Source organism: Actinomadura oligospora ATCC 43269 (genome assembly GCF_000518265.1).
Taxonomy (GTDB): Bacteria; Actinomycetota; Actinomycetes; order Streptosporangiales; family Streptosporangiaceae; genus Spirillospora; species Spirillospora oligospora.
Genome location: NZ_JADG01000007.1, coordinates 152,515 through 166,340, shown reverse-complemented (window position 1 = coordinate 166,340; position 13,826 = coordinate 152,515). Strand labels below are relative to the sequence as shown.

Annotated in this window: 12 protein-coding genes; 8 read left to right on the top strand and 4 right to left on the bottom strand. The window is 72.7% G+C overall.

The genetic code is table 11. The features are described 5' to 3' along the window. The first annotated feature begins 883 nt into the window (after positions 1-883). Entirely contained in the window at positions 884-1,333 is a 450-nt protein-coding gene (locus P696_RS44485) for a DUF2752 domain-containing protein (RefSeq protein WP_245627592.1), read from the top strand. A 90-nt stretch (positions 1,334-1,423) separates the two neighbouring features. Then, a complete protein-coding gene (locus P696_RS0110095) occupies positions 1,424-2,143 on the top strand; it encodes an RDD family protein (RefSeq protein ID WP_211245686.1) in 720 nt (239 codons plus the stop codon). A gap of 79 nt (positions 2,144-2,222) precedes the next feature. Here the strand turns inward: P696_RS0110095 and P696_RS0110090 are convergent, their stop codons facing one another. Next, a complete protein-coding gene (locus P696_RS0110090; RefSeq protein WP_051467353.1) occupies positions 2,223-3,056 on the bottom strand; it encodes a hypothetical protein in 834 nt (277 codons plus the stop codon). An 88-nt stretch (positions 3,057-3,144) separates the two neighbouring features. On the opposite strand from P696_RS0110090, the gene P696_RS0110085 reads away from it, so the two are divergent. From P696_RS0110085 to P696_RS0110075, 3 genes are all read left to right on the top strand, one after another. After that, on the top strand, positions 3,145-3,933 hold the full coding sequence (locus P696_RS0110085) for an ABC transporter ATP-binding protein (protein WP_026412250.1): 789 nt from the start codon (positions 3,145-3,147) through the stop codon (positions 3,931-3,933). 192 nt (positions 3,934-4,125) lie between these two features. Further along, on the top strand, positions 4,126-4,890 hold the full coding sequence (locus P696_RS0110080) for a sulfite exporter TauE/SafE family protein (RefSeq protein WP_026412249.1): 765 nt from the start codon (positions 4,126-4,128) through the stop codon (positions 4,888-4,890). Positions 4,891-4,966: 76 nt separating this feature from the next. Continuing rightward, positions 4,967-5,218: a hypothetical protein gene (locus P696_RS0110075; protein WP_026412248.1), complete on the top strand. Its 252-nt coding sequence runs from the start codon at positions 4,967-4,969 to the stop codon at positions 5,216-5,218. Positions 5,219-5,380: 162 nt separating this feature from the next. Here the strand turns inward: P696_RS0110075 and P696_RS44480 are convergent, their stop codons facing one another. Continuing rightward, a complete protein-coding gene (locus P696_RS44480; protein ID WP_084337185.1) occupies positions 5,381-5,983 on the bottom strand; it encodes a MarR family winged helix-turn-helix transcriptional regulator in 603 nt (200 codons plus the stop codon). A gap of 75 nt (positions 5,984-6,058) precedes the next feature. On the opposite strand from P696_RS44480, the gene P696_RS0110065 reads away from it, so the two are divergent. After that, the gene (locus tag P696_RS0110065) at positions 6,059-6,751 is read left to right on the top strand and encodes a DUF4386 family protein (RefSeq protein ID WP_026412247.1); all 693 of its coding nucleotides are present in this window, start codon (positions 6,059-6,061) and stop codon (positions 6,749-6,751) included. 298 nt (positions 6,752-7,049) lie between these two features. Here the strand turns inward: P696_RS0110065 and P696_RS0110060 are convergent, their stop codons facing one another. Beyond that, a complete protein-coding gene (locus P696_RS0110060; protein WP_026412246.1) occupies positions 7,050-7,970 on the bottom strand; it encodes a Rieske (2Fe-2S) protein in 921 nt (306 codons plus the stop codon). Positions 7,971-8,511: 541 nt separating this feature from the next. Then, the gene (locus P696_RS57970; RefSeq protein ID WP_245627591.1) at positions 8,512-11,115 is read right to left on the bottom strand and encodes a molybdopterin-dependent oxidoreductase; all 2,604 of its coding nucleotides are present in this window, start codon (positions 11,113-11,115) and stop codon (positions 8,512-8,514) included. 1,159 nt (positions 11,116-12,274) lie between these two features. On the opposite strand from P696_RS57970, the gene P696_RS44470 reads away from it, so the two are divergent. Both P696_RS44470 and P696_RS44465 read left to right on the top strand, forming a co-directional pair. Next, a complete protein-coding gene (locus P696_RS44470; protein WP_051467351.1) occupies positions 12,275-12,733 on the top strand; it encodes an NfeD family protein in 459 nt (152 codons plus the stop codon). Continuing rightward, complete coding sequence (locus P696_RS44465; protein ID WP_051467247.1) at positions 12,730-13,809, top strand: SPFH domain-containing protein; 1,080 nt, start codon at positions 12,730-12,732, stop codon at positions 13,807-13,809. Before P696_RS44470 ends, P696_RS44465 begins: the two co-directional genes overlap by 4 nt. Positions 13,810-13,826: the final 17 nt, after the last annotated feature.

Below are 13,826 nucleotides of genomic sequence, written 5' to 3'. Positions count from 1 at the left end.
ATCCAGCACCCCGTGCCCTTCCGCGCGCCTCCACGCCCACGCGCACGCCAACACACACCCTCCGCACCACCCCCACGCCACAGCCCGCGCCCTGACGCACTTTCCGGGTGTCGCCTTCGTGTCGCGGTCGTTGCTCTGACGCGTCCTCCGGCATCGCCTTCGCGCCACAGCTCGCGCCACAGCTCGCGCCACAGCTCGCGCCACAGCTCGCGCCACGGCCCGTGCCACGGCCCGTGCCACGGCCCGTGCTCTGAGGTGTCGTCCGTGCCGCCCGTCACGCCACGGCCCGTGCTCTGACGCGCTTTACGGTGCCGCCTTCGCGTTGCGGTCGTTGCTCTACGCGCCCTCCAACGTCGCCCTCGCGCCACGGCCCGTGCGTTGATGTGTCGTCCGTGCCGTTCATCACGCCACGGCCCGTGCGCTGATGCGCCTTTCGCTGCCGTCCTCGTGCTGCGCCGTGTGCTCGGGCGTGAGCATTCCGGTGTTGTCTTCGTGTTGTGGTGGGCGTTCTTTTTCCGCGTTGCTTGAGGCGAATCTTCGGTCGGGGGCGCTGGGGGTTCATGGGGTGGACATCTCGGGGCGGCGTGGGTGTTCCGTGTGCTTCACGGGGGCTCTACCGGCGGTTTCAGGGGCTTGGAGGGCAGGTGCTGCGTATGCGCACGTTCTGTTACGCTGTCCGACCGGTTGCGGGCTGACCTGCTAAGTCCTATCCCGTTAATCGCGCACCCCGTTGGGGTGGAATGTCCTACCCTGCTGCCAGGGTGAGACCGGTCATGCGCCAGGTAACGGTCGCATCGCGGATACCTGTGCCGACTTGACCCAGCGCGGGGTGGACCCGATATATGGGTCAACTGGACAAAGTGTCATCGAGGCGGAGGAATCGGTGGGGGGAACGACCGGCCCGACGGTCGCCGGCGGGCCGCGGGGCGCGCTCGGCGGCATCGTCGACCGGAGCCTCGTCGCCGCGCGGCGCGGCCCCCTGGGCGTCGCCCTGCGGGTCGCCGCCATGGCCACGGCCGCGGTCGCCGCGGCCTGGGTGCACCGCGTCCACGACCCCGGCGTGATCTGTCCCCTCCGGACGGTCACCGGGATCCCCTGTCCCCTGTGCGGGGGCACGACCGTGTTCCTCGAGTTCGGCGCGGGCCGTCCCGGCCAGGCCGTGCTCGCGAACCCGGTGGCGCTCACCGGAGCCGTGGCGATCGCCCTGGCTCCGCTCGGGCTGGGGGCCCGGTGGTGGGGGCTGGCCCCGAAGACCCGTAGCCGGGTCCTCGCGGCCGCACTCGTCATCTCGGAGCTCTGGCAACTCGTCAGGCTCGGCGTCCTGCGGGTCTGAGCAGGCGTCCGTCGTCGGCCAGATCCGTGGAGTCCCTCCAGGTCCGGCGGACGTCACAAAACCACAGGGTCAATCAATCAAGGAGCGAGTGTGGGCAACCCCTACGACCCGTACGGCCAGCAGCAGCCGGGGTACGGCCAGCAGCAGCCCGGCTACGGTCAGCAGCCCCCGGCGCAGCCGGGCTACGGCCAGCAGCAGCCTGGATATGGACAGCAGCCCCCGGCGCAGCAGCCGGGTTATGGCCAGCAGCCCGGTTACGGTCAGCAGCCTGGCTACGGTCAGCAGCCTGGCTACGGCCAGCAGCAGCCCGGATATGGCCAGCAGCCCCCGGCGCAGGCGGGTTACGGCCAGCAGCCCGGCTACTACGGCGGCGCGCCCGCCGGAGGCGGCCAGCTCGCCGAGTGGGGCTCCCGCGTCGGCGGCTACTTCATCGACGGCCTGATCGTCGGCATCCCGGCCGGGGTGCTGTACTTCCTCGGCTCCCTCATCGCGACGGGCGGCAGCGGCGGCGCGGCCCTGTTCGGCGTCCTGCTGATGCTCGTCGGCGCGGCGGCCGCCTTCGGCCTCGGCCTCTGGCTGCTCTACCAGGAGGGCACCACCGGCCAGACCATCGGCAAGCGCCAGATGGGCATCAAGCTGGTGAGCGCCGACACCGGTCAGCCGATCGGCTTCGGCATGGCCTTCCTGCGGAAGATCTGCCACGCCGCCGACAGCTTCGCCTGCTACGTGGGCTGGCTGTGGCCGCTGTGGGACGAGCGCAAGCAGACGTTCGCCGACAAGATCGTCAACACGATCGTGGTCCGCGCCTGACGGGGACCACCTCCGCGACGGGGCGTCCTCCCACAGGGAGACGCCCCGTTTTTGCGTTCCCGGGCCAGGCCCCCGCAGGTCAGGGGACGGGGTCGAAGACGCTGTCGCAGGCGGACACGACGGCGCGCCGGACGGCCCGGTCGAGCAGCCGCAGGGCCTCGTCGCGACGGCGCATCTGCGGGGCGTCCAGGCCGCGCGCGTCCATCCGGCGCGCCAGCCGGACGACCGTCGCGAGGTGGACGGCACGGGCCGCGGTCCGCTGCGCGCGCGGCGGATACCCGGGCGCGAGCGGCGGCTCGTCCGCCCCGGCCGAGCGCAGGTTCATCAGCTCGTCGGCGATCTCCGGCGGGACGGGCGCGACGTCGTTCACCGTGACCAGCGCCTCGGTGGCCTCGCGCATCGCCATCGTCAGATCCCGCTCGGCCTCGGGCAGGGACGGCACGTCGGGCCGTCCGCCCGCCGCCACCGACACCTCCCACCGGACGCCCGCGTAGGACGAGCCGCGAAGATCCACGCGCGGGACGAACCCGACGGCGTGGTCGGCGAGGACGGCCACGACGGCGCACTCCGCGTCGATCGCCGCGCGGTTGAACGCGGCGGGGCCGGTCAGTCCTAGCGGATCGCCCGGCACGGGCAGCGCCAGTCGCAGGGCGGCCATCCCCTCCACCCGCAACTCGCCGAGCGCCCGCCGCAACGGAACGTCCCCCGCCGCCCCGGGCAGCGCGAGATCCGGGCCGGACGACGGGTTCCGGTCGTCCGGGGAGGCGACGACGATCTGCGGCCCGGCGGCCTGCTCGACCGCGTCCACGGCCTCGTCCAGGCCCACGTGTCCGGCCAGCCAGGCGTTGCCCCACGCGCACAGCGCGGTCGCCGCGTCGCGCGTCGAGCCCGTTCGGTCAGCCCCTGCGTCCATGCCGACCACCATAAGCGCTGCGAATCGCATAGGTTCTCTCTTGCGAATCGGATCACCTGAGAAGTCGGATTGGGGACAAAGGCGCGCGATGGCCGGCGAGGTACTGCGACTCCGGGGAGTCGGCGTCAAGCGCGAGGGAGCCTCCCTTCTGCGCGACGTCACATGGACGGTGGACGAGGGCGACCGATGGGTCGTCGTGGGGCCGAACGGGGCGGGCAAGACGACGCTGCTCCAGATCGCCGCCGCGATGCTCCATCCGAGTGAGGGGTCGGTGGAGATCCTCGAGGAGGAGCTCGGCCGCACCGACGTGTTCGAGCTGCGGCCCCGGATCGGGATCGCGAGCTCGGCGGTCGCGCAGAAGGTGCCGGCGGGGGAGACCGTCCTCGACGTCGTCCTGACCGGCTCGTACGCGATCCTGGGCCGGTGGCGGGAGGAGTACGAGTCCACCGACCTGGCGCGCGCGATCGGGCTGCTGGACGCGCTCGGCTGCTCCGAGCTGGTCAAGCGGCGGTTCGTGACGCTGTCGGAGGGCGAGCGCAAGCGGGTGCAGATCGCCCGCGCGTTGATGCCGGACCCCGAGCTCCTCCTGCTGGACGAGCCCGCCGCGGGCCTCGACCTCGGCGGACGCGAGGACCTCGTGCGCCGGCTCGGCGTCCTGGCGAACGACCCGACCGCCCCGACGACCGTGATGGTCACCCATCACGTCGAGGAGGTCCCGGACGGCTTCACGCACGCGCTGCTGCTGCGCAAGGGCGAGATCGTGGCGGCGGGCAAGGTGGACGAGGTGTTCACGCCCGCGCACCTGACCGACTGCTTCGGCATCCCCCTCACCGTGGACCGGCAGAACGGCCGCTGGTACGCGAGAGCCGCCTACTGACGGCCTCCCGCGGGGCCCTCCCCGGCGGCCCTCCCGTGGGGCCGCTCCCCGGCGGCCTCCCGTGGGGCCGCTCCCGGACGGGAACGGCGTTCGTCTCAGCATGTGGGCGGACGACCCCGACCAATCCGGTGAACTCGCCCTTCCCTACCATCGGGTGATTGCAGGACGCTCGGCATACGGGACGTGACGATCGTGAACTGGTTCGACGCGGGCGCGGTGTTCGCCGCGGGGATCGCCGCGGGAGGGATCAACACCGTGGTGGGCTCCGGCTCGCTCATCACGTTCCCGACCATGGTCGCCCTCGGCTTTCCGCCCGTGACCGCGAACGTCTCGAACAACATCGGCCTGGTCCCGGGGTCGGTGACCGGCGCGTACGGCTACCGGGACAAGCTCACGGGCCAGCGGGGACGGCTGCTGCGGCTCGGCAGCGCGTCCGTGCTGGGCGCGGCGCTGGGTTCGCTGCTGCTGCTGGAGCTGCCCGCGTCGGCGTTCGACGTGATCGTCCCGGCGCTGATCGTCCTCGCGCTGGTGCTGGTGATCGTCCAGCCGAGGCTGGCGGCGTACCTGAAGGACCGTCCGAAGCGGCGGGAGCACGGCGGGCCGGGGCTGTGGTCCGGGGTGTTCGGGGCGGGCGTGTACGGCGGGTACTTCGGGGCGGCGCAGGGCATCGTCCTGATCGGGCTGCTCGGGACGGGCCTGAACGAGGACCTGCAGCGCGTCAACGCCGCCAAGAACGTGCTGTCCGCGCTGGTCAACGGCACGGCGGCGGTCGTGTTCATCGGGTCGTGGGCGACCGGCCGGACCGACATCGACTGGCTGGCCGTCCTGCTCATCGCGGCCGGATCGACCCTCGGCGGGCTGCTCGGCGCGAAGGTCGGGCAGCGCATCCCGTCGAACGTCCTGCGCGCCGTGATCGTGGTCGTCGGGCTCGTCGCGCTCTACAGATTCCTGTTCTGACCTGCGTTTTTGACGGTTGCGGGCCCCTTGATCTGGGTATGAGTCGAATATACGTTCGACAGTGCGAGGGGTGCTCATGAAGGGCGACAGGGTCGAGATCGTCATCGACGCGGGCGGCGAGGGCGTCCGCACCTACGAGGTCATCGCCACCCGCGCCGGCCGCCGCGTGGAGGTCGACACGCGGCGCGGCGTCGTCGAGGTCAGCGAGGTCACCCGCACCGGGACCCCCGTCCGCACCGCCCGTTTCATGGCCAGCCGCGTCCTCGCTCTGGTCGAGTACCCGATCTCGGACGAGGGGCCCGACACGTCCGAGACGTCCGGGGGCTGACGCTGGGGTCGAGGCTCGGCGGGGTTGATCTCCGGGGCCGGTTGATCGTGGCTTCGGGCTTCGGGCTTCGGGCTTCGGACTCGGGGTTCGGGTTCGGGGTTCGGGGTTCGGCGAGGGTGAATCCTCGGGCGGGGGCGGGGTGGGTTGATCCTCGGGTGGGGGTCAGCGGGGGCGGACCGAGCGGTAGCCGGGGTGGACGCCGGGCGTCAGGTCCCGGTCGGCGGCGATGCGCTGGAGAAGGCCCGTGAGCTGCCGGTGCTCCTCGGGTGACAGCGCGGAGGCCAGGTCCGCCTCGTGCGCCATCGCGATGGAGCGCAGCTCGTTCAGGAGGGACTCGCCCGCCTCGGTGAGGTAGAGCGCGTGCAGGCGGCGGTCGTCGGGGTTGCGGCGGCGTTCGACCAGCCCGCGCTCCTCCATCGTGTCCACGAACGGGACGAACCGGCTCGGCGGCATCCCGAGCCGGTCGGCGAGTTCGCGCTGGCTGCACCCGGGGCTCGCCTTCAGCATCCGCAGCAACCCCGCCTGCGGCGGAGTCAGGTCCAGCGTCCCGATCCGCTCCGCGAACAACGCCGCCGCATGCGACCCCAGCTGCGCCAGCAGGAACGCCACGCCCACCGGCGGCCCTTGCGCGGGCTGTGCGGCGGTCGTCTGTGCGGACGCCTCGGCGGCCGAGGACGTCCCCGTGGACGCGGCGTCGCGCGGGCCCTCCCCGTGCGCGGACGCGGGTGGGGTGGCCTGCGCGGGGCGGGGCTGGTCCGTGGTCATGCCCTGGATCGTACCCGGTTGACAATCGTTCCAATCTGTAATCATTATCAGAGTGGAACGATTTGAGGAGCTGACATGACCACCGCGTCCCCACCGACCGCCCCGGCCGCCTCGCGCCGCCGTGCCCCGCACGGACCCCCGCTGCTCGTCCCCGTCCTCGTCTACGTGGCGCTGACCATCGCCTACGTCGCGGTCAACGCGTCCACGCCGCAGCCGACGGCCTCCGCGGCGGACGTCCTGCGGCACGACCTGGACCACTCCGCGCAGATCAAGGTCGGCGCGTTCCTGCTGATCGCCTCGGCGACGCCGCTGACGGTGACCGCCGCCTTCCTCTACCGGCGGCTGCGCGCCCTCGCCGTCAACGCGCCGGGCAGCGCGATCGCCCTGGCCGGAGGCGTCCTCGCCGCGTCCTCGCTGGCCCTCTCGGGCATGGCCGCCTGGACCGGCGCGCGCCTCACCTCCGACGCGAGCCCCGCGCTCGCCCGCGTCCTCGCCGACCTCTCCTTCGCCGCCGGTGGGCCGGGCTTCTCCCTCACGTCCGCCCTGCTCATCGCGGGTGTCGCCGTGCCGGGCACGGTCGCCCGCCTCCTGCCGCGCCCGCTGGCCGTCCTCGGCCTGGTGATCGCCGTCGTCGGCGTCCTGTCCTCGCTGACCTTCGCCGTTTACGGCTTCGTCTACCTGGTCCCGATCGTCCGCTTCGGCGGCACCCTCTGGCTCATCGCGACGGCCATCCTGCTTCCCCGCACTCGTCCGCGCGCCAAGGAGTGACCGTCCGGCCGGCGCGGTCATGTTTTCCGGGTCCTCGTCCGCGCGCGATCGTCGCTGGACGGCGGAGGCCGCTTCTCGTGTGGCGGCTTGTGTCGCGTGGAATCCGCTCGACGCCCTCGCGACGCTCTCGGGACGCCCTCGCGACGCTCTCGGGACGCCTCGCGACGCTCTCGGGACGCCTCGCGACGCTCTCGGGATGCCTCGCGACGCTCTCGGGATGCCTCGCGACGCCCTCGCGACGCCCTTGGGACGGTCTTGGGACGGCCATCGGGGCCGCTGCCAGGGCGTCGCGGCCGGGTCAGGAAAGGGGACGGACCTGGACGATGCCGTCCTCGTTCACGCGGGTCTCGAAGGCGGGCTGACGGCTGGTCGCGGGGCCATGGACGACCGAGCCGTCCGCGACGCGGAAGGTGCTGCCGTGCCAGGGGCAGACGACGCAGGTCTCGCCGTCGTCGTCATTGGTGATCCGGCCCTGGTGGAGGGGCCCGGCGAGGTGGCTGCAGCGGTCGGTGAGGACGTGGATGTCGTCCTCCTCGCGCAGCACGAACAGGCTGATGTAGCCGAGGGTGCGGCGGACCGGCCAGCCGTCCGGGAGGTCGGTGGCGGGGCACAGGTCGTGCCAGCCGAGCGTGACCAGGTGGGAGACCTGGTCGGCGTGGTTGGCGCCTGCGGCCTGCCGGAAGGCGAGGTGTCCGCCGAGGTAGCCGCCCGCGAACAGCGCGCCGAGGCCCGCGAGGCCCAGTGTGCGGCCCGCGCCGTCCCGGCCGCGCAGGCGGGCGACCAGGGACGCGCCGTACAGGGCGCTCGCGGCGGCGGTGCCCATCGCGTGGACGAGCCCGACCCGCTGCTGCTCGCGGTGCAGGGCCGACCAGTCGGCTATGCCCGTCAGCGCGGTCGGCACGGCCCCGGCGAGACCGACCGCGACCAGCGCGGACGACGCCCGCCGCGTGCCCGGGACCAGGTCGAGGACGGCCGAGGACACCCAGCAGCCCATCGGCAGGTCGGTGAGCGGCGGATGCGCCGGATGCCCGACCGGGACGCCGTGGAGCGCGTCCTTGACCGGGCCCTCGGGGAGCGCCCGCTTGACGCCGGTGGAGATCGTCCGGATGGCGCGATCGAGGAATCCCGCCTGTTCCAGGTTCTCGGCCATGTCCACCGGATGCGGCCTGACCTGCGGCCGGGGGCCGCGCCGGAAGATGCTGCTCGTCCGTCGGTTCAAGGTCGTCCCCTCCTCGGGTGCGTGCCTCGCGTTCGGCTCCGGCGGGCCTGGCCCGGCCTGGCCCGGCTTGACCTCGGTCCCGGTTCCGGCTCCGGGGTCTCCGGTTCCGGACCCGGTGGATTCCCTTTTCCGGCGGCCGAAACCGTCCGTCCTCTGGCGTTCCCGTCCGTCTCCGGCGGACCGTCACCGCCGGTGACGCCAGCGACGCTGGTCGCCGTCCCGCCCGGCGACCACCCGAGGCGGCCGGCCCGGACGACCGGTTCGGACGACCGGCCCGTGCCCTTTGCCCTTGCCCTCCGTCAGGCGGATCGTCCACGCCGAGGGGATTCCTACCTGTGGGTAAGCGTCCCTAAACCCGGTATCGACCACCCACTACCAGTGCAAAACCAATCAATCACCGCAGGTTGGACGCTGAGTGGCCGTCCCGGCACGGCTCGGCGGGACTCCGCTGAACGGAGCCGGGCGGGGGCTGGGGCGCGGCGGTCGGCCCCGGCAAAAGATCTTGGTGAACGGCCCCAACGTTCTGCCGGGCCCGGACGTTTTACAGGGGTGAGGGCAGCGGGGTGAGGGTGACGGGGACGCCGTTGAACGCGGCGTTCCCAGAGAGGGGGTCGATGAGCCGATCATCGGTGATGGCGTTGACGTTGACTCCGGGCCGGGCTGCGGCGACCCGGGCGCGGGTGCCGGGGAGGTCGTGGCCCCAGCCGTGGGGGAGGCTGACGACACCGGGCATGACGGTGTCGGTGGGTGAGGCGACGGCCTCGACGGCGCCGGTGCGGGACGTCACACGGACGCGCGCGCCCTCGCCGATCCCGAGTCGCTCGGCGTCGGCCGGGTTCAGGTGCAGGGTGCAGGTGTTGGAGCCGCCGAGCAGCTCCGGGACGTTGTGCAGCCAGCTGTTGTTCGAGCGCAGCTGCCTGCGCCCGATCAGGACGAGGTCGGGGCGTGGGGCGTCCAGGGCGGCGGCGAGCCGGTCGGTGTCCGCGGCGAACGCGGGCGGGCACAGCTCGATTCGCCTTGACGCGGTGCACAGCACCTCGTGCAGGCGCGGCTTGAGGGGGCCGAGGTCGAGGCCGTGCGGGTGCTCGTCGCGGAGCCGGGCGAGGGTGAGCCCGTTCGGGTTCGCGCCGAAGCCCTCGCCGTAGGGGCCGAGTCGCAGCATCATGTCCAGCCGCTGCTCGGTGGTGGACGACCCGTCCGCCAGCACCTTGCGCAACTCGCCGGGATCCCGCCCATGAACCGGCGACCCTGCCGCCGCCACCGCCCGCCCGAGCGTAGACATGATCACCAACTCATCCAGCCCCCCAAGCCCCGCCCCCACCCCGCCCGGAGACCCGCTGCCCTCGGCCGGGGAGACCCCGGCTTCCGCACGGGACGCGTCAGCCACGGCCGGGGAGCCGCTGTCCCCGGCCAAGGAGGCATCAGTCCCCGCGCGGGCCGCTTCGGCCACAGCCGGGGAGCCGCTCACTACGGCCAAAGATGCCTCGGCCACGGCAGGGGAGCCGTCGACCGTGGCCAAGGAGGCCTCGGCCACGGCAGGGGAGTCGTCGACCGTGCTTGTGAAGGCGCCGCCCCCGGCGGGGGCGGCGTCGGCCTTCGAGACGGGGGCGTTGGCGTCGGCTTGGGCGGACGTGGCGTTGGCCTCGGCTGGGGAGGCGTCGGCCCCGGCGGGGGCTGGGGAGGTGTTGGGGTGGGTGAGGTTGGGGTTGGCGGCGAGGGTTGCGAGCCGGGCGAGGATCTCCGTTTCCGCCGGACGGCCGTCCGGGAGCGGGACGGCGGGTGGCGAGTAGCGGGCGTAGTCGCGCACGGTGAACGCCAGCAGCGCCAGGTCGTAGTGCGGGGTCTGCGCGGGGCGCGGCGGCGGCAGCACGACGTGCGCGTGCCGGGTCGTCTCGTTCAGGTACGGGTCGACACTGACCACCAGGTCGAGAGAGGGAAGGAGGCGATCGAGACGGGCACCGTCGGGAGCGGACAGCACAGGGTTGCCGCCCACCGTGATCAGGGCGCGGACCTGGCCCTCGCCAGGGGTCTCGATCTCGTCCGCGAGCGTCGCGACCGGAAGCTCGCCCATGGCCTCGGGCAGCTCGCGCACCCGGCTGCGCCAGCGGCCCGTGGTGAACGGCCGCCGCCGCCGGTAGACCGGCACGTGCGCGGGTCGGGGGAACATCGCGCCGCCAGGGTGGTCGAGGTTGCCCGTGAGGATGTTCAGCACGTCCACGAGCCAGCTCGCGAGCGTCCCGAACTCCTGCGTACACGTCCCGATGCGTCCGTACACGGCGGCGCGTTCGGCGGCGGCCAGTTCGCGGGCCGTCCGCCGGATCACCTCAGCCGGGACGCCCGTGACCGGCGCGACCCGCTCCGGCGAGAACCCGACGACCAGCGCGCGCAGCTCGTCCAGCCCGTTCAGCGGCAGCCCCTGGGGCACCGCCGTCAACTCCTCGGCGAACAGCGTGTGGACGAGCGCCATCAGCAGATGCGCGTCCGTCCCGGGCCGGACGAACAGGTGCTCATCGGCGAGCGCGGCCGTTCGGGTGCGGCGCGGGTCCACGACGACGACGCGTCCGCCGCGCGCGCGGATCGCCTTCAGCCGTCCGCCGAAGTCGGGCGCCGAGCACAGCGACCCGTTCGACTCCAGCGGGTTCGCGCCGAGCATCAGCAGATGATCGGTCCGGTCAAGGTCCGGCACCGGGATCGCGAGCGGGTCCCCGAACAGATGTCCGCAGCTCACGTGCTTCGGCATCTGGTCGGCGGTGCTGGCCGTGTACACGTTCCGCGTGCCCAGCGCCTTGATCAGCGCCGACCCGTACAACGGCCCGGCCACCGAGTGCGCGGCCGGGTTCCCGACGTAGATCGCGACCGCGTCCCGCCCGTATCGCGCGATCACCTCCGCCAGCCCGTCCCGGACGGCCGAGAACGCCTTGTCCCACCCGACCGGCACCCCGCGCACCAGCGGCTCGTCCAGCCGGTCCGGATCCCCGTCGAGCCGCCCGAGCGTCGCCCCCTTGGGACACAGGAACCCCGCGCTCAGCGGATCCTCCCGATCCCCCCGCACGGACGTGATCGCCCCCGCCCCGTCCACCGTGAGCTCCAGCCCGCAGAGCGCCTCACAAAGCGGACAGGTCCGATACACCGTGCGGCTGCCCATGCCCGAACTCCTTGTCGCCAACCCCGCCCCCATGATGCTCCGCCCCCACCCCCCACGCCACCAACTCACCCCCCCCCCCCCCCCCCCCCCCCCCCCCCCCCCCCCCCCCGCGCCTGGCTCTTATCGTCCGTGTCCGCCCCGCGCCTGGCCCTTCCGTCCGCGCCCGTCCTGCGCCCGGCCCCTCCGTCGGCCTCCCGCCCCCGCCCGTCCTTCACACGTCAGCACCGCGCCTGACACCCCACCCCTCCAAGCCCGTACCTAGCGCCCGTGGAACACTCGCCCGCCGCCCGCACGTTACGTTCCACCTCTGATCCGTCTCGCTCGCCCGTCGTCCGTCCAGCGCGTCCGTCCAGTCCGTGCGTCGCCCGCGCTTGCCGCGTCCCGGCCCCCGCGTCACGGCCTGCGTTTGCCGCGCAAGCGTCCCCTGCGCGTGCCGCCCCGCACGCCGTCCCCACGCCCGCTCCGCACTGCTGGTGGCGCTGCCCAGTGTTCCCACCAGGGCCCCTGCCTCATGTCCCACGTCCGCCCCGCCCCGAGTCGCTCGGGCCGCTGCTCAGTGCTCTCGCCAGGGCCTTTGCCTGGCATTCGACGTCTGCGTTGCACTGGTGCCCTGCCCTGCCCTGCCCTTTGCACCGCGCCTGACGCGTCTATCCAGCGCCCGCGCATTGCCCGCGTTCGTGCCGCGCGTTCGTGCACACGGCCCGCCCCGCCTCGCCTCGCCCCGTCCTGCGCCTGCTGGGTCGTGTCCTGCTCACGCTCCGCGCCTGTGCTGCGCCTGCGCGCCTGCCCGTCTGCGTGGCGTCTGGTGCCCTGCCTTTCGTGCCGCGTCTTGCGTTCGCGCCCCGGGCCTTGCCCTGGCCGTGCGTTCAGTGTCAGCGCGCTGCGCATTCCGTCCTTTGGCGTCCGTCCTGTGCGTCCATTTGGGGCGCTCGTTGGGTTCCGCTGCCCTGGCATTTACCTCGTGTCTCGGGTCTGTGCCGCTTTCTCGGGTCTGGCGTTCGTGTTGTGTGGGCGTCCCGCATCTCCTGCGTGCGCCCTTGTCGCGGCCTGTGCTGCGTGCCCATCGCGGTCCTGTGCTGGGGGTCGGTGGGTTGGGTTGGGAGGGGGGTGGAGTTAACGTGAAAGGGAGGACATCGACCGCCTCTGGGAGATGACGCGGATGGAGGCGTGGGTCGCCTGGTTGCTGGCCGCGGCGTTGCTTGGTGTGGCTGAGCTGTTGACGTTGACGCTGGCGCTCGGGCTTCTCGCGGTGGGGGCGTTCGCGGCCGGGCTGACGGCCGCGGCGGGGCTTCCGGTCGTGCTTCAGGCGGCGGTGTTCGCTGTGGTCGCGGTCGGTGGGATCGGGGTGGTGCGGCCTCTCGCGCGGCGGCACGTCCGGCAGCCGCCGAAGATGCGGTCCGGGACGGCAGCCCTGGTCGGACGTGAGGCCGTGACGCTGACGGAGGTCAGCCGGACGGGCGGGCGCGTGCGCATCGGCGGCGAGGAGTGGACGGCTCGTCCCTACGACCCCGACCTGGTCATCCCCGCCGGGGCGACCGTCGACGTGATCGCCATCGAGGGCGCGACGGCGCTGCTGTATCCGGTGGGACCGGCCCGGATCCCGGAGGGGGAGCCATGACAGATGTCGCCATCGCGCTGCTGGTGGTGCTGCTCGCGGGGATCGCGGTGCTGGTCATCGCGACCGTGCGGACGGTCTGGATCATCCCGCAGGCGCGAGCCCGGAACGTGGAGCGGCTCGGCCGGTACCACCGGACGCTGGAACCGGGCATCACCTTCGTCGTGCCGTTCGTGGACCGCGTGAAGGCTCTGATCGACCTGCGCGAGCAGGTCGTGTCGTTCAAGGCGCAGCCGGTGATCACCGAGGACAACGTGGTGGTCCACATCGACACCGTGCTGTTCTTCCAGGTCACCGACCCGCGCGCGGCGGACTACGAGATCGTCGACTACATCAAGGCGATCGAGCAGCTCACCGCGACCACGCTGCGCAACGTGATCGGCACACTGGACCTGGAGGCCACACTGACCTCCCGGGACAGGATCAACACCGCGCTGCGCGGCGTGCTGGACGACGCGTCCGGCAAATGGGGCATCCGCGTCACGCGCGTGGAGATCAAGGCCATCGAGCCGCCGCCGTCCATCAAGGACGCGATGGAGAAGCAGATGCGGGCGGAGCGCGAGAAGCGCGCGGCGATCCTGACCGCGGAGGGCGCCCGGCAGTCCAAGATCCTCACGGCGCAGGGTGAGAAGCAGGCGGCGATCCTGCGCGCCGAGGGCGGCAAGCAGTCGGCGATCCTGGAGGCCGAGGGCCAGGCCACCGCCATCCAGAAGGTGTTCACGGCCGTCCACCGCGCCGATCCCGACCCGAAGCTGCTCGCGTACCAGTACCTGCAGACGCTCCCGAAGCTGGCCGAAGGACCGAACAGTACGTTCTGGGTCATTCCGGGTGAGCTGACGTCCGCGCTGGAGGCCATCACGCAGGCCTTCGGCGGGGATGCCGGGTCCGCCGCCCGTCGTCGCCTGGCCGACGCGGCCTCCAGTGAGGACGATCGTCCCGCGGTCGAGGCGTCCGAGGACGAACCCGACCGCGAGCTCGAGGCGTCGGGAGACGGCGGACGGTCCCGGCCCCGAGCCCTGGCCTCGTCCGAGTCCTCCGCCAAGGAGGAGGGTCGTTCGGGACCGGCTGCGCGTCACTGACGTCAAGGCCGTGCATG